Genomic DNA, 21,194 nt, shown 5'->3' with positions numbered 1-21,194 from the left:
TCCTCTCGTTAAATGTCATTGGGTTCGGACCACCGGCTCAGCCCTTGGGTCTCGGGATGGTCATCCGGGCAGCGCTCATGCGGCAGGCCGCCTTTTGCGCGCACGTTGCATCCGCAGAGACCGCAGACCTTGGCCGAGTTCACGATGGCCGCGGTGGCCTTGTGCAGCGGGCTTGTCGCGCCGTCGCGCAGATGCGGGCAGGCCATGCAGGCGGCCCAGCGACGCTCTCGCGTTTCGTCATCGACCCGTTTCATGCCGTCCCGCACCCATTTCAGGGCCGACCGACCGACCGAATGCGGTTTCGCGGGCTTGGCGCGCGGCGCCGTGTTCGGATCGCTTAGATGCGCCAGTGCGGATTGCGGCGCTCTTGGGGGATTGGCCAGAAGATGCCGCACGGCGTCCGGATGATCTCGGACGACGGTCAGTTTCTGGGCAAATCGGGTGCTGCCGACGATTGCGGCCAAAGCCTGATCGCTGATCTCGACATCGGCGACACCCAGCCAGTCTTTCAGGCGTCCGCGCATGTCATTGGGGCTGCCCCGCCCAAGGGTTTCGACGATCTCCATCAGCCCGCAATTCCGTAGAATGAGCGCATGTATTTCATGATGTCCTCCTTGTGCTCGGCGGATTTCTCCGCCAGGTCCGCGCCCCAGACCGGATTTTTTGCAAGCTCAGCCAACAGCTTGTCCGCTTCGGCGCTGACCTGCGCCATCGGGTTGGGGGCGGTCAGATTGGTCGGCAGTTCGGCAATCATCACCAGGTTCGACACCACGCTTTCGTCATCCGGGCGGCGCACGTTCGGCGCCAGCGATTGCCCCTGGTTTTGCTGCGTGGGCGGTGTCCGGTTCACATAGGTGACCCGGTGCATGACCCGCCAAACCTCGTTGGGATTGTTCAACGCCTGGCGCAGGGCAAGCGCGTCGGGATCGAACTTGCCCGCATAGTCGCCCTGCCCCATCAGCCAGTCGCGGTCGACGATGCCATCCTTGAAGGCTTCGAAATTCTGCTTGGACGGCGCGCGGTAAAAGCTCATGAACCGATAGCCGCGCACCTTCCCGGGAGACGGCTTTCGCGTATAAAGCAAATCGCCGTATTCATCCTCCTCGACGAGGCCGATATACCGTTGATCCCCCATCAGATCGATCTGCAGCGAGAAGAGGGCCGAGTCGTGATCGGTCTTCTGCGCCATCGTGGTGATGGTGGTGCCGAACATGGCATCGAGGTTGAAAAGCGGCCCCGGCGATATCGCAAATTCGGTGAAGATCCCCGCCTGGGCAGTCATGGTGTAAGACCCGCCGCTGGTCTCTTCCCGCAGCGCCATGAATTGCTGCTGCTCGGAATAAAGGCCCCCTTCGGCGGTCCACACATAGGTGTTGACCATGCTGCGGCGGGCCATCTTCTCGCGCCATTCATAGATGCTGAGCGCGGCTTTGTCCTTCACCCCGATCAGCGCGTTCACGAGGCTTTGCCCGGTATCGGCGATATCGACCGCATCGGGCTCCAGCACATCGGCCTGGGTGCCCAGGGCCTCGGCATCGAAGTTTTCGAAATAGGCCTGCCGCTGCTTTTGCTCGCGATCGATCGTGGCCTTGATGGCGTAGGCTTCGAGCGGCTTGAAATAGGAGGCCTTCTCACCCGGTTGCAGGTTGGGATAAGCGGTGTCGGGCTGGAACCCGATCCAGCCATCCAGGGTCCCGTTCTTGACGTATTGGTCGTCGATTTTGAACATGATGATATTCATGTCTTCGGGAATGTCGGGATTGGCCTGCGCGGTATACCCGACGAGCCCCCCGCTGCCGGCAAGACGCATCGCAAAAAGATCCGCCGTACCCGAACGCACCAGCGCGTAGCCGATATTGTCGGGGTAAAAGATCTGCCCCACACCCATGTCGATGTCATAGGGGTTGTCGTACCAGCCGCCGCGCGTCTCCATGTATTTCTGCGCGATGACGGTCAGCTCTTCGGTGGCGACACCCTCTCCCGTTGTGTCGACCTGCGAATTGGCCTGCACCGCAAGCCCGGCCGACCCGCTCATCTCATAGGTCTTGGCCTGCGCGCCGAGGCCCACGCTGAATTCGGCATCGGCGCCAAAGCCGAACCGGAAATTGACATCGACGGTGGTGCCGACACTCCGCGAAGCCGTGTAGGTATAGGATTTGATGTTCGTTTCATCCAGAAACAGCGTGGATGCACCGATGTAGGAGATCGGATCCCCCGGATAGAGCTTGAGGTTTTCCGCCGGCAGCGGCGGCGTGCCTTCGATATAGCCGATCAGCGTCGGGTCGATCTGGACCTGTCCCACGAATTGCAGAACCAGATCGCCAAGCTGGAAGTCGTCGCTTTGCACCAGCGTGCCGCTGGCCTTGTCGATCAGCGAGGTGCTTTGCACCAGGCTTGCATAAAGATCGCCGCGCGCATCCCGGCGCGTCGATCCGAATTGACCGACAGAGGGGGCGTAATCCGTTTTCAGGTTCTGCGGTTTGGCAATGTCGCCCGCGGCACTTCTGATTTGTGGCGGCTCCAGGCCGACGGGGACTTCGGACAGGATCCAGTCAGGGGAGGCCGCGCTCCCGATCCACTCACCGTTATTGCCATTGCCCGTCAGATCCGCGAGCCGCAGGCCCGACCCTTCGTCAAAGCCCCAGAACGCCGCAAGGTTGGGCACGCCGGGCGACATCAGCGTGTGCATCGGGCCGCGCACCTGCGGGCCGCTGCGCTGGCTGGACCAGACGCGCAGCTGCGAGATCTGACCGGTATAGAAGCGGCTATAAGCCCCGTTCAGCGCGAATGTCCCGATATTGGCCTGCGCGCTGCCATACCCTCCGGCAGGCAATGCCGCATCGACACTTCCAACCTGCGTTCCGTTGATGAAGAAGCTCCACCCGGCCATGAAATCGGCCACGACCCACATGCCGTTGACCACATCCTCGGTCAGATCGGTTCGTCCGTCACGGATCTGGCCGTTATTGTCGCTCTTCTTGTCGAAAACCACGCCGCCCTTGCCCGTGTCGAACAGCCAGGACGAGACCAGGCCATCCGCGTTCGACGGGATTTCGCGGCGCATGAAATAGTCGATCTGCCAGTTCATCTGGCCGACATTCCAAAGCCGCGATTGCGAGATGATGCCTTGCAGATAGTTGTCGAAATAGGACGAGCCCATCGTGACGCGCGCCTCGGACAGCGCGATCGGGTCGGTGACCCGCTCAAACACCTCCATCTGCCCGTCGATGAAAAGCTTGTGGGCAAAAGCGCCCTTGTCGATGCGGATAAAGGTGCCGCCCTCAAGCACGCCATTGGCGGTGCCCGCGATATCCGTCACCGTGGTTCCGAAAAGGTCGTTGAACTTCCAGTATCCGACCAGGCCGCGCTCGGTACTGGCCAGGGGACGGCGGATTTTCTGGCGCACCTCGTCAAGCGTGAGCCCCCGGTTCCAGAGGCTTACCTCATTGATGGTCCCGATAAACGTTTCTTGCGTGGTGAAACCGCCGACCGTGTAATTATACGCGGTCGCGGCAGCGTTCCCAAAGCGCGCCCGCGCAGCCGCACTTGCCCCAAAGCTCAGGCTTTGGGTGGCCGGTTCCGGGACGCCGTCCACCACCAGCGAAATGCCCCGGCTGGCATCATAGGTCGCCGCGATATGGATCCAGTCGGCCCGGCGCAGCTGATCCCGCGCCGTGATCTGATGCTGCTGCCCGCCATGGATGGCGTTGAATTGCAGGACACCATTGGTCAGAAGCAGGCTGAACGCCAGATCCCGTGGCAGATCCACCGACCGGAACAGGCTTTGCTGGGCGCTGTTGTCGGCCTCGGCCCGCCGCACCCACATCATGATCGTCACGCCGTCTTCCGGCGGATTGTCGACCTCGGGCAATTTCACATAATTGCCCGCGTCGAAACTGATGGCCACTTCGCGTGTGTACTCAACATCGTAGACCGCGCTGACATGGTGCCATTGTCCGGTCTTCAGGGCGCTCGATGACGTGATCTTGCGAGAGTGAGAGCCGGTTTGCGTCGCCTGCTCTACCGTAAAGCCCAGTTTGCCATCCGGCTCGACGGCAAGAACCCAGCTTGTGCCGTTGCTGGGCTCGGTCTTGGCCATGACGGTCTGTTTTCCACCAAGCTTGTCAAGCTTGATCCAGCTTTCCAGGGTGACCGCATCGGCGGTCTTGGTGTTTTCGTTGTTACCGGCGTCCAGATAGCGCTCGCCTCCCAGCTGGATGCCGTATTGCGTGCGGAAGGACGCCGCGAGATGGGTCCATCCGGACCCGAACGGGATCGCCTGATCTGCCGCGTTGACGATGGGACCCTTGCCCGCATAGGGCACGCCGTCCTTGTCGAGGCCGACCAGGTATTCCACCGATTGATCCGGGCTTGCGCCGGGTTTGTTGAAGGCAAAAAGGGTCTGGACGTCATCAGCGGGCGAGGCGATGGGCGCAAGCCAGGCTTCGATGGTCAGATCACGCGGGATCTCAAGGGATCCGGCGTAGTCCGGCATATCCTTTGCCGATACGACCTCGACCAACTGACCCAAATCGCTCATGTCGATGCCCAGCACCGGCGGATAGGGCAGCCAGCGCATGCCGGCGCCCGCCCGCAAACGCATGGGCGGTTTGCTCTTTGTCACACTCTGCACCAGAGCGGGTGCACCATTGGCGGGAAGCGGGCCGGTTAGGACGGAAAAGATAGACGATCCGCTCCCCGCCGCCGGAGCCGGGCCATCCTGGCCCGTCCCAGCAGTAATCTTTACCTGTGTGTAATCGTAAACGGGTCCTTCTTCGTCCTCCTGTGCTGGGTCGTCGCTCAGCTGTGCTGCGCGTCCGTTAAGAATGCTCGCGAAATCCGACAGGCGGCGTGGCACTTGGGGCCAGACCTCCTTGTAGCCGGTATAGCTTTTCAGCGTGACCTCGCAGGTATCGCCTTTCGTGGTCTTGATCAGAACGAAGGGCGCGTCGGGATCAAGGTCGCCCATGACCGGGCCGACGACGCGCGCCACAAAGCTCAGTTGGCCGTGTTCAGCCGGGCCACCCAACGGATCCTCCGCCACCCAGGGCGTGCCGTAGCTCGCCCGCGCCACAACCGGCGAGGCCTGCGTGGCCATGGCCGCCTGCGTCGCCAGATCGCTGTAATAAAGATGCAGACGGGAATCTCCGCCCTCGTGCAGATTGATCCGCCCGGCCGCGGATATGTCGGTCAAAACGGTCGTCGACAGCGTCAGCCCGTTTTCGTCAAACGACACCGGCGCCCCGGTTACCGTCACCGGCGCCGTGGCCGACACCCATTTCGCGCTTTCCAGAACACCATCCGCCGCAGCGCCGCTCTGGGCCTCGTTCAGCAGGGTGGTAAAACGCGTGGCATCGTTCGGTTCATTGCACGGCCAAAACCCGACAAGATCATCCCAGTCCGGATCACCCGCCTTCGGCATATGGTTCATGCCGCGCAGGATCTGCCCTTGTGTGCGCGCCGTTTTCCACAAACGCAGCGCGCAGAGATCGCCCATGAACCCGGTCTTTCCGCCAATGCGCAGACCGGTATCCGGGACCGATCCCCGGTCGCCCGTTCCGCCCTTGTGGATCTGACCGTTGATCGCGATCTTCGCGGCACCGCCGCTCCAGACCGCCGAAAGATGGGTCCAGTCCTTCGTGCTCACCGGCTCATCGGCGGCGGCCGCCACATCCCCCGGCCCGACGAAATAGGGAACGCCATCCGACAGGCCCAGCGTGAACGGCACATCAGCATCATCGGCGCTGACCAGGATCTGCACGTCGCCCTCTCTCTCCATCGCGGGCTTGATCCAGGCCTCGACGGTCAGCTGCTTTCCCGTTTTTACCTCTGGAAGAGTGACCTCGGCCGCGATGCCCGGGTCAAATCTCAACGCTGACTGGCGCACGGCCTCCGTGCTGACTTCGACCGTTTCGCCGACCTGCGTCAGAAAACCGTCCCGACCGATCCCGAAATCAAGAAGCGCGGGTGTCTGCTTGTCGCCCACCGGCACGGCCAGCATCGCGCGCATTTCGCGTTTCTGCAGGGTGACGGCGCCGTATTCATCTTCCTGCCACTCCTGCTGATCATAACGGACCAGCTCCGGCGGGGCTTTCAGCGAAAGCGGATCTTGTGTCGCATCGACCAGCTTGAATTCCGCACTGGGCAGGACCTCACCGGTATCGGGATCCAGGCTGTCATCCAGATTGAAACCTCCGTCGAGGCTCCGCAGAATGGAATAGCCGGTCAGCTTGTTCGTATCCTTGCGCTGGATGAAGAACTGCCAGCGTGTCTCGCCGGTCAGCTCGGTCGGCAGGATCGCGACGGTAAAGCGGCCCGGCAGGACGTTGTTTAGAAAACCAAGCTGAACCGTCGGTTCAAGGAACAGACGATCGTTCATGTCCTTGTGGCCAAACGTATCCTTCCGGTCGAGCGGGATGTCAGCCTTGCGGCTGCGGCGATACCGGACCTGCGTGGCATTCACCAGACGTCCGTTGGTGGCGTCGTAGACGAACTTGTCGCAATAGATCGTGCTGTCGGTTGCCATGCGGAAGACAAAGACAAACGCGTTGTCGCTCACCACGCAGAAATCCGCATCCGCGGTCGGCGCCGCGGTCGCCATCTTGACGGTCAGCACCTCACGTCCGGCGGTCGTAATCTCGCGCGGGAAACCCAGCGGCACCGGATCACGCCACGAGCTGTCCGCCGACGGGTTGTCGCTTTCCGCCGAATGCGTCGTATAGCAGATCCGGATGTCGTTGGGGTCGCTGTCATCCAGGAATAATGTGATGGCAACGCCGTTGAACTCGATTGTCTTGGTATACTTCTGGCTCATGTGCCGCTGCGCTGCGCCATCGCAACTCTCCCAATCCGCCCGGTTTCAAAGGCTTTCGCCAGGGGCTCAAACTCGTTGTGGGATCAGCCAATCGCAGCGCCGCAATCCCGGCGCAAAATCTCGCTCTGCTCCGCGTAAGCAAAACGTTAAAAATGGGTTAATTCGGTCCTTTTGCGCTTTTCTTACGTTCACGTTTTTCGAACGGGTCCCGGAAAAGCAAACGGGAGGGCCCAAGCCCTCCCGTCTGCCTCACAAAATGGGTGTGCCGCTAAGGCAAGGGCGCGCCCGGATAGGGCGACAGGGGGGACAAGCCAAGCTGGGCTTCCCATTCGCTGAGGGTCATGTCGGTCAGATCGCCGGGCGTATAACCGGCCGGGATCGCGCTGGGTGGCAGGGTGACATAGGGCGCACAGGCAAGGGCGCAGCCAACCGTTCCGTGGGGGATCGTCAACTGTTTCGATCCGATAAAGATCTCGCGGTACCGCACGCCCTGATCCCGACCACAGCGCAGGATCGACAGGACGATGTTGCGCTCCAGATCTTCCAGCGGCATTTCTCCGGTGGTTTCGGTGTCAGAGGCGTCTTCGATGAACAGGTTCGCCGAGGTCGACCGATCCTCGGCAATGGCGATGGCCAAGGCGCACCACACGGTTGTTTCCACCTTCGGATTGATTGTCCTGGATTTGTTGGCACACACCACCATGGCGCCCGGCAACGGATTGAAGCGACGTTGATCGCGGTTGCCAAAGAGGCGGTACCCCGCATCCAGAAGCGGATCCAACGGCATGATGGGAACGACGACCCCGTCATGACGCTCCAACGTCATCTTCGGCTGGATCAGATTTGAAGCCAGATCGTCGTGCCGGGCCAGATCGTATCCCCAGACAGCCCCGTTCAAACCACAAAACGAGGATGCGGTCAGCATGTTGATCTGCCCGATATAGGCGTCTTCGCATTCAGCGCGGTCATAGGAGACGATGCCATCCAGGCCCTCATCCATGTCCGCGACCACGGTCCCGATCGAAAGCTTGAGCGCGGCGATATATCCAAAGCCCTGCACAGGCGGGTTCATATAGCCCGCGCAATTGTCCGGGAATGGGCCGATCGCGTTGTTAACCACATCTTTGATGTTCATGTCGTTTCCTATTGTCATTCGGCCCATGCCGATGCCTGGCGGCACCGGCATTCGGCTTACCGGTCAGTCTTCGTCGATCTTGTGCACATGAACGGCGACCGAGGCCGCGGGATCTTGACGGCTGACCTCCGGATCGGCGTAGTGGAGAACGACAACCGTGCCCTCGATGTCCAGCCGGGTGGGTGCGTTTCCGATCTCCGCACTCACCACCTGGCGCAAGTCGCCCGGATCGACCTCGAAGAGATCCGCAACCTCCCCCACGGTCGTGGTGGCATGCTCCAGAATGCCGCCCCCCAACGATACGTAGCCGCTCTCCTCAAGGGTCCGGATGGACGGGGCCTTGCCAGCTTGGGCACCGCTGCGCTGCGCGTGGTCCGGCATCTCATACTCCTTCGGGATGGTCAGCAACCGACGCTCGGTAAACCGGACCTCGACGTTGGGGTGGGCAATCGTGTGGGGGTAACAATCGTGATAATAGGCGTTCACCAGAGACATTCGCAAGTTGGTCTCGCTCAGCCAGCTGGCGCCCATACCGGCATAGTGGCGTGTGCCCAGCATGTCCTTGCCCATATACATGCTGTTCAGACCGGTCCAAAACCCGTCGGGCGCCCATCTCAGATAGTCGTCCTTGTTCTTGAAATAGAGATAGTCACCCGGGATCGGCGGATCTTCAAGCGATGCGGGCTGCATGAACAACGTGGCCGGATTGGGTCGGTTGCCCAGCCGCCAGGGTCCCACATACATCGTTCCAAATACGGACGCCATTTCGTCAAAGCGGGCCGCACCGAGACCGTTCAGAAGCCCCCAATAGACCGTAAGCTGAAACGCACCCGCGCATTCACCGCGAAACGGAAAGATCGCACCGGCCCGCGGCGCGATGGCGTCGCTTGGCTGACCAACCGAGGTCTGCACCCATTCCGCGTCCCACACATCATGTGGATGCAAAAAGGCCCAATACTCCGATCTGCGGGACGGATCGGTTGTGCCGATACGCGGCTCAAGCCCGGTATTCGGATCGAAGTAGTCGCAATCGTAGCGGCCGATATTCAGATCCGACATCGCGTGGATCGACGCCAGCCGGAACCGGATGTTTTCGATCAGATCCCGCACATCATCGAATGATATCGCCTTCGAAGAGGCCTGCATCGCTTCGACGATCTCGCGGACAAGGCCGGCTTGCCTGGTGTCGGCAGATCGTTCCAGTCCGTTCCGTTCAAGCGTGTCCAAAGCAGTGTCGACATCCTTCCATGTGTCACCGCCCACCTGCAATCCGCTATGTGAAGACCGATCAAGTGCCATATTTCCCCCTGTTCTCTGCATTCTCCGCCCTGACCCGAAACACAGGCGCACCTGGCGGATTTTTTGATGATTTGCTGCCTTGGCTGCGGGATATTTTCCGACCATAAAAAAATTGCAAAATCCGCCACACTCGCATAGATTGTATCGGCGCGCGCTGGCGGCAGAGACCATTTTTGTCCGAAATGCGGGGGTTTCTGGACATGTCCGAAAAACGCCTGCGTCTCGATCTGCTCGGGGGCTACACCCTGTCGACCAGTGACGGGATGCAGATCAACCTGCCCACCCGAAAGTCGTGGGCCCTGCTCGGCTATCTGTCGCAATATCCCGACACCGGAAAGGCGCGCGAAGAGGTTGCGACGCTTCTCTGGGCGCAGAGCGGCGAGGCTCAGGCACGCGCCAGTCTGCGTCAGGAATTGTCCGTTCTGCGTCGCGGACTGACCGGGCATGAGGGGCTTGCCGTGCGGTCCAAGGGTGGCCTGCTTCACCTAGAGCGCGGTGATGTTCAGATCGACACGCATCTCTTCTGGCACTCTGCGCAGACCGATCCGAAAACAGCGATTATCCTATATAATGGGCCTTTTTTCAAGGGCCTGACCATCCAGTCCGATCCGTTCGAAAGCTGGCTTAGGATGGAACGGGAGCGGCATCGGGACGCCGCATTGTCCTGCGCGCGACGTGTTTTGCGCGACGAACTTGCGCAAGGTACCGCAGGGGAGATTTCGAAAACGGCCAAGGTCGTGCTTGAGATCGACCCCACGATCGAGGACGCGCATCAGGCCTTGATGCAGGTCGCGATGGATGCCGGCAACCGGTCCGAAGCGCTGAGGCAGTACAGTCGCTGTCAGGACGCGCTGCGGCGCGAACTGGACGTCGAACCTTCGGACGAGACGAAATCCCTGGCCGAGCGCATCCGCGCGCAGACACCGGGGCCACGCAAAAAGGGTACCGCCTCTACGGAAATCGCAAGTGCGGCCACTGAAAAACGCAACCTCGCAATTGCATGCTTTGGCTGGACCAATGCAAAGGCATTCGACACCGGTGGCGACCCTGAAACGCTTGCCGATGGCTCCGACCAGTTTCACGCTATGGTTGAGTTGGCCACAAAGGCTCATGCCGGGCGCATCATCCAGAGATATACCGACCGGATCGTGGCCGCCTTCGGATATCCCCGGGCTGACGAACACGATCCCGCCCGCGCCGTCCGCGCCTGTCTGGACCTGCTCAGATCCGCGGCACAAGACAACCGGGATGGCGCGGATCCGGCATTTACGCTCAGATGCGGCGTGGCTTATAGCGAGGTGCTGATCCGCACCGATCCTCATCACCCGGACGGCCCGCCCAACCTGACCGGCCAGCCGATCCTCACCGCGGCAGATCTGGAACATCAGGCCCAGGACGGCACCCTGCTTGTCTCGGCCGAGGCCGCCGCCATGGCAGGCGCGGATTTCGAGACGGCCCCCGCAGAGGGTACGACACCACCGGCCCTGCGCATCGTCGGCGAGCGGAATTTTCACAATCGGTTCGAAGCCAGCCGGGCCGATGCGAGCCTGACGCATTTTGTCGGTCGCCAAAGCGAGCTTGAGCAGATCCAGCATCATTGGGCGCAGGCTCTCTCTGGCGATGGACAGACACTTGCCGTTCTGGGGGAGCCCGGGATCGGCAAATCCCGCCTGCTTCATGAGGCGCAAAACGCGCTCACACCGCGCCCTGTGACCATCATTCACATTCACGGCTCCCCTCATCACATGCAGACCGCGCTTGCGCCGTTCACGGCCTGCCTGACGCATCTTTTACAACTTAAACCGGCTGGCGGCGGGGCGGTGGACCCCGGCGCGCTTGATCTTTGGTTCTCATCAGACCCTTTGAAAACGCCGCGCAAAGCCGTCTACCGCGACCGCCTGCGCGACCTTCTTTGCCAAACCGTGCCCGGGGCCCCTTCCCTTCCCCCCAACGCCAAGCCGGAGGACATGATCGACGCGGTGCTTTACGGCTTGGCGCGCAGCATGTCGCGCAGTCCCACGCTCTTGATTGTCGAGGATGCGCATTGGTTCGACCCTACGAGCCTTCGGACCCTGCAGGCCCTCGCCGACCGCATCCCGGGACAAGCGGCACTGATGCTCGTCACATCGCGCACGGATCTTGAGGGCCTGTCCTGCACCGACCAGATCGCGCTGGACCGGCTCTCAAAATATCAATCGCGTCAGATTCTCGATGCCCGGTGCGATCCTGGGCTCAGCCGCGATGTGATCGACGAGACCGTGCGCCGCGCCTCCGGCATTCCCCTCTATCTTGAGGAGCTTTCCCAGACCATCGGACAGGATCGCGCGGTTCCCGAGACGCTGCAGGCGTCGCTGATGTCGCGCCTCGACCAGTTTCCCGAGATGCGCGATATCCTTCAGGTGGCAGCCATCATTGGCCCCAGCTTTGAATTTGCCTTGCTCAAACAAGTCGTGGATCTGGAAGAGGCCGAGCTTGACGCACGTTTGCGCAATCTGCAGGCGGCGCAGCTTGTCTTTCAGATCGGGCGCCCCCCTTATGCGCGCTACGAATTCAAGCACGCCCTGCTTCAGGAATTCGTCTATCAGGCCTGCCTGCGCGATGTGCGCACAGAGTGTCATCACCGCATCGCCTACGCCCTCGAACATCGTGACCGCGACAAGCTGCTGAGCGCGCCGGAAATCATCGCCTATCACTACGAGCTGGGCGGCGCCCCCCAGAAAGCCGTGACTTTTCTCGAAGCGGCAGGTCGGCAGGCGGCCCAGATCTCGGCCCACCGCGAGGCGGCCGAGCATTTTCGCAAGGCCCTCGCCCTCCTCCGGTTGGACGATGCGCCCGATCCCGCCCTTGAACGCCGCCTGCTGATCCAACTCGGTCCGCAGCTTCTGGCAACCCGTGGCTTTGCAGCGGGGGAGGTGCGCCGGGTTTACGACCGGGCCCGTGATTTGCCCGGATCCGAGGAAACCGATCTCGACATGTCACAGCTTCTTTGGGGCCACTGGGGCAATCACGTCGTGCGCGCGGATATCGAAACAGCGGCCGAGATCGGGGCGGAAGTGGCCCGGCACGCAACGCAGGCCAACGACCGCGCGGGCCAGGCAGCCGCCGATTACATGACCGGTGTCGTCTGCTTCTACCGCGGGCAAATGGGCGATGCCTGCACCCATCTGCGGCGCGCCGTTGCCCGGCATCAAGAGGCGCCCATCGGCGAACAGCGCCTGCGCTTCGGTTTGAACATATCGGTATCAAGTTACGCCTATCTGACATGGGCATTCACCTTGATGGGCCGCTATCACGAGGCCGATAGCGCAGCCGCCGAGGCCACGCGGCTGTCGGAAAGCCAGATGCATGAATTCGGGATCGCCTTTGCGCGGATCTTCATCACTGGCATGCACGGGTTCCGGCGTGATTTCGAAACCACCCGGCAGCATGCGATGGTGGCGCTCGATCTGTCGGAAGGCCGGGGATTTGCCCAATGGCACGCGCAAGCCGAAATGTTCCTGGGGCGCGCGCTGGAGCGGTTGGGCAACGCCAAGGGCCTGGATCTTCTCGAACACGGGTTCAACGCCTATCTCGACACGGGCGCTGAATTGGCCCGTCCGGCGGCGATATCGTGGCTGGCCGAAGCCTCCACTGATCGTGGCGCGCCGCAGCCGGCGATCACGATGATCGACAGGACGCTGGCGATCACAGCCGAAACAGGCGAACGCTTTTTTGACCCCGAACTCCTCCGGATCAAGGCCAACGTGCTTTTGCGCCAGACGCCTGCTGCGGTCGCGGAACGCGAAGACCTGCTGATGCAGGCCTTGGCGCAGGCGAATGCCAATCAGACGTGGCTGCTGTCCCTTCGGGCCGGGCTCGATCTGGCGCTGCTGCGCCGCGAACAAGGCCGCGTCCGTGAGGCAAGCGCAGCGCTCGCGGACGGCATGCGACATATCCCGGAAAATGCGGACTTTGCCGAATGGCACGATGCCCGCCTCCTTCTGGCAGAGCTGTCAGATCCGCCCACCGCCGAAAGCGCATAGCGCAGACACGGTAGCGCCGGGGCCCGGCGGCCTCTCACACCGGTTCAGGACCGCCTCTTTGCGGCGACCTACTCGCTCACGGCCTCATAACCTGTCATCTCAAGATAGCCCTGCCCGCTATGGCTGCCATCGACCAGCACAGGGCCTTCCCAATAGGCCACCGACGTCCGCATCCAGGATTGCGGGTTAAGCGCGCGGACGGTCACGTCGACCTCCTTTTCGGGCAAACGCACGCGCCAAACGACCGGGATGTCCCTTTGGGCGACTTGCGCGTGCTCCAGCGGTTCGGCGGTCAATGCACCATTCGGCAGCGGCGTCAGATCGCCATCCGGCGTGATCCAGGATGCCGCGCTGAAAACCGTCCCGTCTGTCTGGCGCAACTGAAACGCCATCATGCGGTCTCCGTTGTCGAAGACCAGCGAGAACCAATCCCACCCTTTCTGGGTTTCCGACAACGGTTGCGATGACCATTCCCGGTCCAGCCAGGCGTGCCCGGTGACCGGGATCTCGCCCCCCGGCAGATCCAGGGTCCCCTCAATCGCAAAGAACGGTTGCGAGTAGTAATAGCTCGCCTGCCCCTCCTCGGACTTCACCGAAAACCCGTCCTGACCGTGAAAGACAAGCGGCCCTTCCGCCTTCAATGTCATGTCATAGCTGAAATCGAAGCCGCTGGCCCGCAATGTCAGCGCCGTCAGATCCGACGACCCCGCCATGACCCAATCGTCGATCCAGGCCTCGAATGGTTCGACGGAAACGCCGGCCTGTCCGATCCCGCCCCGGGCCAGCCTTTCCGTCACGAAATGACGATCGGGCGTTGTGACGGCAGCGTGGCCCATCCACAATTGCGGGCTGGCCCATCCATCCGCCGTCTCCGGCCTGAGTGCCGAGCGAAAGAGCGTCCACTGCAATCCGTAATCCCGGCCGTCGGCGCCTTTCAGATTAGCGGTCAGATACCACCACTCGATGCGGTATTGCGGATGTGCCCCGTGATCTTGGGGAAACGAGAATTCCTTGCCGGGACGCGGAATGGCGAAGCCGTCCGCCTCTGTTCCCAGACCCGCAAATCCCTGCGCCCACAGCATCGAAGGCAGGAAAAGAAAGAGGTATGTCAGCGCCCTAACGTTCATGGGTGAACACTTTCAACACCTCGCCCGGCGGCGTGCGGGCCAACCGCGTCGCAGGCCAGAACGCCGCGAGGATCGCGGCCACCAGAGTGAGTATGCCAAGCTCCACATAATCCATTGGAAAGATATGCATCGGCAACCGCCAGCCAAAGGCTTCGACGTTCACAATAGCCAGCAAAACCCACGCCAAAAGCAGACCAAGCGGGATTGCAAAAAAGCCCGTAAAGGCGGCCAGAGCCACCGCGCGCAACAACTCAAGCCCCGCAAGGCGTCTTCGGGTCAGGCCCAAGGCCCAGACTGGCGCCAATTGGGGCAGTCGCATCGTGGCCAACGTCAGAAGACTGATGAACATGGCCAGCCCCGCCACCGCCAGCGTGAGCACGTTCAGCACCCGTGTCACCGCAAAGGTCCGCTCGAAGATATCAAGCGAGAAGGCCTTGATCTGCGCCTGATCCACCACGCCATCTGCCGGCAGATCAAATCTCTCCCGCAGCATTGCCATCACGCCGTCCGGGTCATCGGTTCGCACACCAAAGCGCAAGACCGGCTCGTCCGGGTATCGGGCGGAAAACGCCTCGAAACTCAGCACCACCTGCCCTTCGGGATTGCCGTAGTCGCTGTAGACCCCAAGAACGCGGTCTTCCGGCGCCGCGCCCGGCAGTGGCTCGCCCAAGGACAGCTCCGCCCGCCGAAAGAGCTGTTCATTGATCAGCACCCCATCACCCGCGGCCAGACGGTCCCAGACATCCGGGACCGCCTCCAGGATCGGCCAGGTCTCGCGATAGGTCGGGTGGTCCACCACGCCGTAGATCTGCGCCGGGCGTCCCGCGATCCGCGCCTCCACCGAGACGATGGGCAAGACCGCATCGACCCGTGTATCAAGAAACGCCGCAACATCCTCCGCCTGCTCGGCTGTCGTGGCCCGCAGGTAAAGCTCCGAAGCCAGGCGCTGATCGAGATAGCCGACAAACGTCAGACGAAAGCTCGACACCATCGTCGAAACGCCGAGATTCGCGGCCATCGCAAGCAAAAGCGCCATAAGGGCCATCGACAGGCCCGGCAATTGCTGTCGCGCATCCGCCCAGAACCAGGCCCCCATCGGGCCGCGCGCCAACGTCGCCAATCCACGCAAGACCAGATCCAGCACAGGCGGCAGGGCCAGGGCGGCGGCCAGCAGAAGGCAGGCCAGCAACCCGAACCCCGCAATCAGACCGGATCCGAACGCCGCAATCGCGATCCCGAGGCCCGCCAGCATCAGCGACGCGGCCGCGAACCAAAGGCCCGCGCGGGCGGCCTGCACCGTCCAGGCCCGCGGCTGGTTCGAGGCCAGCACCGGCAATCGTGCGAGGCGCCAGAACGCCCCCAGCGCCGCAACCGAGCTGCCCAAAAGCGCCATGCCCAGGCCCGAAACCCACCAGATCGGGCGCAGCGACAACTGCCCGGGAACATCCGCGCCGTAAAGACCACGCAACGTGGCGGCCACGTCGGGCAATAATGCCGCGGCAACGACATACCCAAGCGCGACCCCCACAGCGCCGGCCACAAGCGCCAGAGCCATCAACTCAAGACCAAGGACAATGATCAGCGCCCGCAACGGCATGCCCAGCGCCCTCAGGGTGCGGAAAATCGGGCGTCGCTGTTCAAAGGCCAGACCGATTGCGCCATAGACGATGAAAATCCCCACCGCAAAGGACAGCAGCCCAAAGGCTGTGAGGTTCAAGTGAAAGCTGTCGGTCAATCGCGCCATATCGGCCTGTGCCTGCTCCGGCTCCTGCAGGACCAGGCGGGCGTCGATCTGCGAGAGCGGCGCGCGCAGGCGCGGCTGCGCTGGTGCGACCAGCAGATAGCTCAAGGCGCCTTGGGTTGCGGTGAGGTTCTGGACCGTGCCGATATCGGCCAGCGCCGTTCCGCGGCTTTGCTCGGTGTCCGATACGACCTCGATGCCCAAGGCCGACCACTCTTCCGCGTCATCGGGATGCGCGAAGACAACCGGCCCCCCCGACAGCAGCCGGGTGAGGTCAGGCGGCGCGGCAGGCCCGGCCTGTGCTTGACGCGGCAAGGTCAGCAGGTCAACGCCCAGAAGCGACCGCCCCCCGACACGCCCTTCCACGACAGGGCTGACCAGCCATCCCGCGCGGCGCAAAGCGACGTAAAGCGGCTCGGGGATCGGCGCTCCGGTCTCTGTTACGATGCGGGCGTAACGTCCCTGATCCAGCACATCGGCGGCCTCGGCATAGCTCGCCCGCGCCTCCGCGTTGATGGCCTGAACCCCGGACCACAGGGCCGTTGCCAGGGCCAGCCCCAGAACAAGGGTCAGCAACTGCCAGGGCCGTTTGCGCCAATGCGACAGGATCGCGATCAGTCCGGTGCGGATCATGCCGCCAGGCGCCCGTGGCTCAGACGCAATTGCCGGTCCATCCGGCTGGCATGATGGGACGAATGTGTGACCATCAGCAAGGCGGCCTGCGCTTCGCGGGCCGTGTCGAGCAGCAGGCTCAAAACGGTTTCGGCCGTGTCTTCGTCCAGATTGCCCGTCGGCTCATCCGCCAAGACCAGCCTCGGCCGTGCCGCCAGCGTACGGGCGATCGCTGCGCGTTGCTGTTGCCCACCCGACAGCGCTTCGGGGTATTTGTCGAGCTGGTCCGCCAGACCGATCCGCTCCGCAAGAGCAGCGGACCATTGACGGTCCTCGCGCCCGGACAGCCTGGCATGGAAGGTGATATTGTCCCGCACGGTCAGGCTCGGGATCAGATTGAACTGTTGAAAAACCAGCCCCACGGTGCCGCGACGCAATGCGGCGCGCCCCTTATCCGCGAGCGCTCCGAGATCGGCGCCCTCAATGTAAATGGCACCGGCATCGATGCTGTCGAGACCTGCGATCAGATGCAGCAAGGTGCTCTTTCCGCTGCCCGATTCCCCGGTCAGCGCCAGCGTGCCTCCGACATCCAGATCGAAAGATACGCCCTGAAGGACCGGCGTGACATGTCCGCCTGCAACAAAGCGCTTTTCGACCTCTTCGACCTTCAGAAGCACCAACCCTACCCCGCGCCATCCGATCCAGCCCACATCCGGCTTATCCTGAAGGCAGAGCTAGGTCAGTTACCGCATGGCTTCCACTGACCTTTTGGACGCAGCACCTGATCATGGCGGGCGCCTTCCACGGCAAGAGGCTGAGCGCACTGGCGCCACGGCTTGCAGAACGCAAAGCCCCAAGCCTCGATCCGTCCCGCCTCCCCAGACAGCACGTTCCACGAGCCGGTCCGCGCGGGATTACGCATCGCCTCGTGCCGCGCCCCGGCCGGCGGTGGGTGGGCCCGGTGGCGGCATCTCTCTGAGCTCTGGCGCATAATAGGTATGGCAGGCCCGGCCGGCATGTTTTGAGGCATAAAGTGCCACATCCGCGTCATCGAGCAGACTGGCCGCGTCCGTAGCACGGTAATCCGACGACAGGACCGTTCCGATGCTGCAGGAGATGCGGCAAAGGTTTCCGTCAAAGGGGATCGGCACCTCCAACCGCTCTATCAGGCGCCTTGCGATTTTCAGAAGCTTTTCGCGATCCAGAAGGTTTTTGAAGATCAGCACGAACTCATCCCCGCCCACGCGTGCAACAGTATCCTGTTCGCGTGTCTCCTCAATCATGATGGAGGCGACGATCCGCAGGACATGGTCACCGGCGGCATGGCCAAGCGTGTCGTTGATGGATTTGAAGTAATCGAGATCGAGATGCATCAACGCGAACGGCTCGCCCAGATCCAGCAGGCGATTGAGGATATGGTCCATCGCGCGCCGGTTCTTCAACCCGGTCAGGGTGTCGGAGTAAGCCTGTTCCTCGGCGGCGATCTTGGCCCCGTGCAGGCGCTGGCTCAACGTTCGGAACGCCTGCATCGCCAGCGACTTCGCCTCAACGAGGTAGAGCATTTCAACCGTCGGGTCTGTCGGGGCAAAGTCCGTGTTCGTCAGGTCATAGTCGCGAAGCGCATCCAGGATGGAGATCCCGAAGGACAGATTCACAATCCCGCCCTCACCGTCCGGCGCGGGCACGATGATGCCCTTGAGACCGGTTTGCGGCGCATCGCGCAAATGCAGATGAAGCTTGGTCCCGACGATCTGTATCAGATCATGCATCGACGAGATCGCGCGCGGCCGCACCAGCTCGAAAAGCTCCAGAAATCGTTGCCCCTTCATCGTGCCCTGGGGTCTCAGCTTCTGAAGGGTTGGCCCGGCATGGACAATGTGCCCCGTCCCATCGAGCATCAGATGCATTGGACAGAGCACGTCGAGTATATCCGACATGGCTTCTTGCGTCATCCGACCCGTGCCCCCAATTCGAAGCTGCGGCCCTCGGCAAACTCGGTTTCGACCAATGAAATCGAGATATTTTCGACCCCATCCGTGCTGCCGCGATGTTCCAGAATTGCAAGGGCGCCGTAATCATCGGCCATGGCCCGTAGGATGCCCATCATGACCAGACCGAAACCAGGCAGGCCGGGATGGCAGGTCAGGGTATAAAGATTGCGCGCATGTTCGCGCAGTTCCAGCGCGGGAAGCGACAGGTCGTCGACCGCGAGCCGCGCGCGGTCCGGCAGATCATCCAGCGAGTGCAGAAAATCCTCGTAACTGACACCTCCGAACCGCAACAGACGGCGCAGGGCCTCCAGTTTCGGCTCCGACACGAGGAACGTGCCGATATCCTCCAGCACCTCGTCCCTGCTTCGGTCCAGCCGGTTGCAGACGGCATCGACAACACGGTGCGTCTGCTCGTCATCATAGATCAGCATCGCCTCGAAATCGACAAAGCCCAGTTCGGCATCCCGTGCGATCTGCGCCCACAGATCCTGCCCGTATGTATAGGTCACAAAGGACTGAACCGCCTTGTTGATCAAACCGTGCATCTGCGCGCCTTTCCTGCTCGGTGGCAAGATGGCGGCCAACGCTTAAGAAAGCGCAAACACTTTCAATTGTCCGCGTTTCTCTCCCGGTTCAGGGCAGCGGGACCAGCCTCTCCTCTCCCAAAACCAGCGCCGACAGGCCGGTCGGAGCAGTCAGGACCGGTTCGTTCAAAGCGGCCCGCAGATGGGCATCGTTGAGCACCGGCCAGCGTTCTCCGGCCAGATCATAGAGCCCCTGCACACTGTCCGCGCGCCCCTCCGCAAACATCAAAAAGGCGCCTTCGACCTCTCCGTCGCCGGTTCGTATCAGGATCACGCCCTGCGGCTCACGATCGGGCAAAAGCGGCACGCGCAGCAGCACACAGCCCGGCGCGCCGTCCGCGAAGCTGCGCGCGCATCCCGCGTTCCAGCTCCGCAATTGATGCACCGGCAACCTCTCGAACATGATCGGGTCAATCGGTTCGGCCCCCGGCCTGACCGGGAGCGCATTTGCCAGCTTTTCAGCTTCCTCCATGCGGTTCAGTTCGGCCAATACCCTTGGATTTGAGGGCCGATCCGGCTGCCTGAGCCGGGCCTGAAGCGCCGCATATTGAGGGTGATCCGTCATCGCCGTCAGCCTCTCGAACCCCCGAGCTCCGGCATAGCCCCAGTCCCGCTGAAGGACCGTCAGCGGCACCGCCTCTGCCGGCAATCTTCCATCCTCGAACCGGGCAACCTGGCTCTCGACAGAGATCCGCTGCGCGTCCAGCAGCGGGCTCATCCACGCCGCCATCACGCCCAAAGCCACCAGCATCATGACCAATGTGGATTGCCGCACTCGCGCCATCCAACCCGCGCCCCTCAGGATCGACGCGGCATAGAGCAGGCCAAAACCTGCCAGAACGGCACCGATCGCGCCCGCCAGAACACGTGGCGGGGTCCAACCGTATTGATCCACGCGCAGCCCGACGCTCCAAAGCGCGAGCAGGGCCAGCACCGGAACCAGAACCGCAAGGCCCCGCGTCGACCAAACCATGACCGGCGCCTTCACGGCATCCGCATCCGACCGATCGACCGATGCGATGATCAGTACGATCGCGCCAGCAGCCACCGTCATCAGCACCGCGCCCGCCGACAGCATTCCGAACAGATCCGACACGCCCCGAACCGGCAGCAGCACCAGAAACAGCCCCACGACGACCACGACAACCGGCAGCAGCAGACGCAGCAATTGCAGGATCAGATCCGGGGCAAGGGCCCGGCGCATCTCGTGCAGGACGGCCAGCGCCAGCCCGACGACACCGCCGCTCAACATCAGGGCCAGCCATTCCGTCTCCAGCACCGGTTGCAGAACGCTCAGGCCAACCAGGGACAAAAGCGCGTCCGACAGCGCGAAGACAAGCCAGAAGAGCCCCAGGAACAAAAGCGACGCCGCGCCGCGTATGATCAGTGTCCAAGTCCGGTCAAAAAGCGCCGGATAGGCTCTCCAGACGTTGTCGCCTTCCAGCAAAACGACAAGAAACGGCAAGGTAATACCGGCAAAAAGCATCAGGACCGGCATCACCGATCCCTGATCAAGGGCCTGCAACGGGTCCGCGAACCGCAGCCCGACCAGCGTGATCAGCAGCGCCGAGACCGCGCCCAGGATCAGGCCGCCGACACACGCCCTCCAAAGGGACAGTGGCCCCGCCAACAGAAGCGCGGCGCCGCAAAACCCGGCGGCAAAGACCATGGCCGCCAGAAAAGGACGTTCTCCGATCGTGCCTTCAAGCCAGGCCTGTCCCAGCGCCCAAAGCGCCAGCGCTGCCATGGCACCGAACGCAGACATGACCGCTCGGCGCACCAGCACGTCGCGGCCGGTCTCCTCCAACATTCCCGATCTCCACTCCAACCTCGTCCAAGCTATCCAGATCTATGTGTGGACACCAGAGG

Annotated in this window: 11 protein-coding genes; 1 reads left to right on the top strand and 10 read right to left on the bottom strand. The window is 62.4% G+C overall.

Features of this window, described 5'->3' with window-relative positions:
• Positions 1-8 precede the first annotated feature (8 nt).
• The 4 genes from CFI11_RS08060 to CFI11_RS08045 all read right to left on the bottom strand — a co-directional run bounded on the left by CFI11_RS08060 (position 9) and on the right by CFI11_RS08045 (position 9,248).
• Positions 9-566: a hypothetical protein gene (locus CFI11_RS08060; RefSeq protein ID WP_130404799.1), complete on the bottom strand. Its 558-nt coding sequence runs from the start codon at positions 564-566 to the stop codon at positions 9-11.
• The gene (locus CFI11_RS08055; protein ID WP_130404798.1) at positions 566-6,814 is read right to left on the bottom strand and encodes a LamG domain-containing protein; all 6,249 of its coding nucleotides are present in this window, start codon (positions 6,812-6,814) and stop codon (positions 566-568) included. The genes CFI11_RS08060 and CFI11_RS08055 overlap by 1 nt, the downstream gene beginning before the upstream one ends.
• 268 nt (positions 6,815-7,082) lie before the next feature.
• Positions 7,083-7,949 carry a histidine decarboxylase, pyruvoyl type gene (locus CFI11_RS08050; RefSeq protein WP_217358761.1) on the bottom strand — a complete coding sequence of 289 codons (867 nt, stop codon included), beginning with the start codon at positions 7,947-7,949 and terminating at the stop codon, positions 7,083-7,085.
• Between the two features lie 63 nt (positions 7,950-8,012).
• A complete protein-coding gene (locus CFI11_RS08045) occupies positions 8,013-9,248 on the bottom strand; it encodes a hypothetical protein (protein ID WP_130404794.1) in 1,236 nt (411 codons plus the stop codon).
• Between the two features lie 200 nt (positions 9,249-9,448).
• Between CFI11_RS08045 and CFI11_RS08040 the strand changes: the two genes are divergently transcribed.
• On the top strand, positions 9,449-13,270 hold the full coding sequence (locus tag CFI11_RS08040; protein WP_165390216.1) for a BTAD domain-containing putative transcriptional regulator: 3,822 nt from the start codon (positions 9,449-9,451) through the stop codon (positions 13,268-13,270).
• A gap of 68 nt (positions 13,271-13,338) precedes the next feature.
• Here CFI11_RS08040 and CFI11_RS08035 read toward each other — a convergent pair whose 3' ends face one another.
• The 6 genes from CFI11_RS08035 to CFI11_RS08010 form a co-directional block, all read right to left on the bottom strand.
• Positions 13,339-14,397, bottom strand: coding sequence for a lipocalin-like domain-containing protein (locus tag CFI11_RS08035; RefSeq protein WP_130404790.1), 1,059 nt, complete (start codon positions 14,395-14,397; stop codon positions 13,339-13,341).
• Positions 14,387-16,771, bottom strand: a complete 2,385-nt coding sequence (locus CFI11_RS08030; RefSeq protein WP_130404788.1) for an FtsX-like permease family protein — start codon at positions 16,769-16,771, stop codon at positions 14,387-14,389. The genes CFI11_RS08035 and CFI11_RS08030 overlap by 11 nt, the downstream gene beginning before the upstream one ends.
• A complete protein-coding gene (locus CFI11_RS08025) occupies positions 16,768-17,427 on the bottom strand; it encodes an ABC transporter ATP-binding protein (RefSeq protein ID WP_130409960.1) in 660 nt (219 codons plus the stop codon). Before CFI11_RS08025 ends, CFI11_RS08030 begins: the two co-directional genes overlap by 4 nt.
• Before the next feature lie 237 nt (positions 17,428-17,664).
• Entirely contained in the window at positions 17,665-18,702 is a 1,038-nt protein-coding gene (locus CFI11_RS08020; RefSeq protein WP_130404786.1) for a GGDEF domain-containing protein, read from the bottom strand.
• Positions 18,699-19,286, bottom strand: a complete 588-nt coding sequence (locus tag CFI11_RS08015; RefSeq protein WP_130404784.1) for a heme NO-binding domain-containing protein — start codon at positions 19,284-19,286, stop codon at positions 18,699-18,701. The genes CFI11_RS08020 and CFI11_RS08015 overlap by 4 nt, the downstream gene beginning before the upstream one ends.
• A gap of 88 nt (positions 19,287-19,374) precedes the next feature.
• Positions 19,375-21,135 carry a DUF4153 domain-containing protein gene (locus CFI11_RS08010; protein WP_130404782.1) on the bottom strand — a complete coding sequence of 587 codons (1,761 nt, stop codon included), beginning with the start codon at positions 21,133-21,135 and terminating at the stop codon, positions 19,375-19,377.
• Between the last annotated feature and the right edge of the window lie 59 nt (positions 21,136-21,194).

This window comes from Thalassococcus sp. S3 (genome assembly GCF_004216475.1).
Taxonomy (GTDB): domain Bacteria; phylum Pseudomonadota; class Alphaproteobacteria; order Rhodobacterales; family Rhodobacteraceae.
Note: the sequence above shows the minus strand (reverse complement) of the source record. Positions and strands in the feature narration are given on the sequence as shown.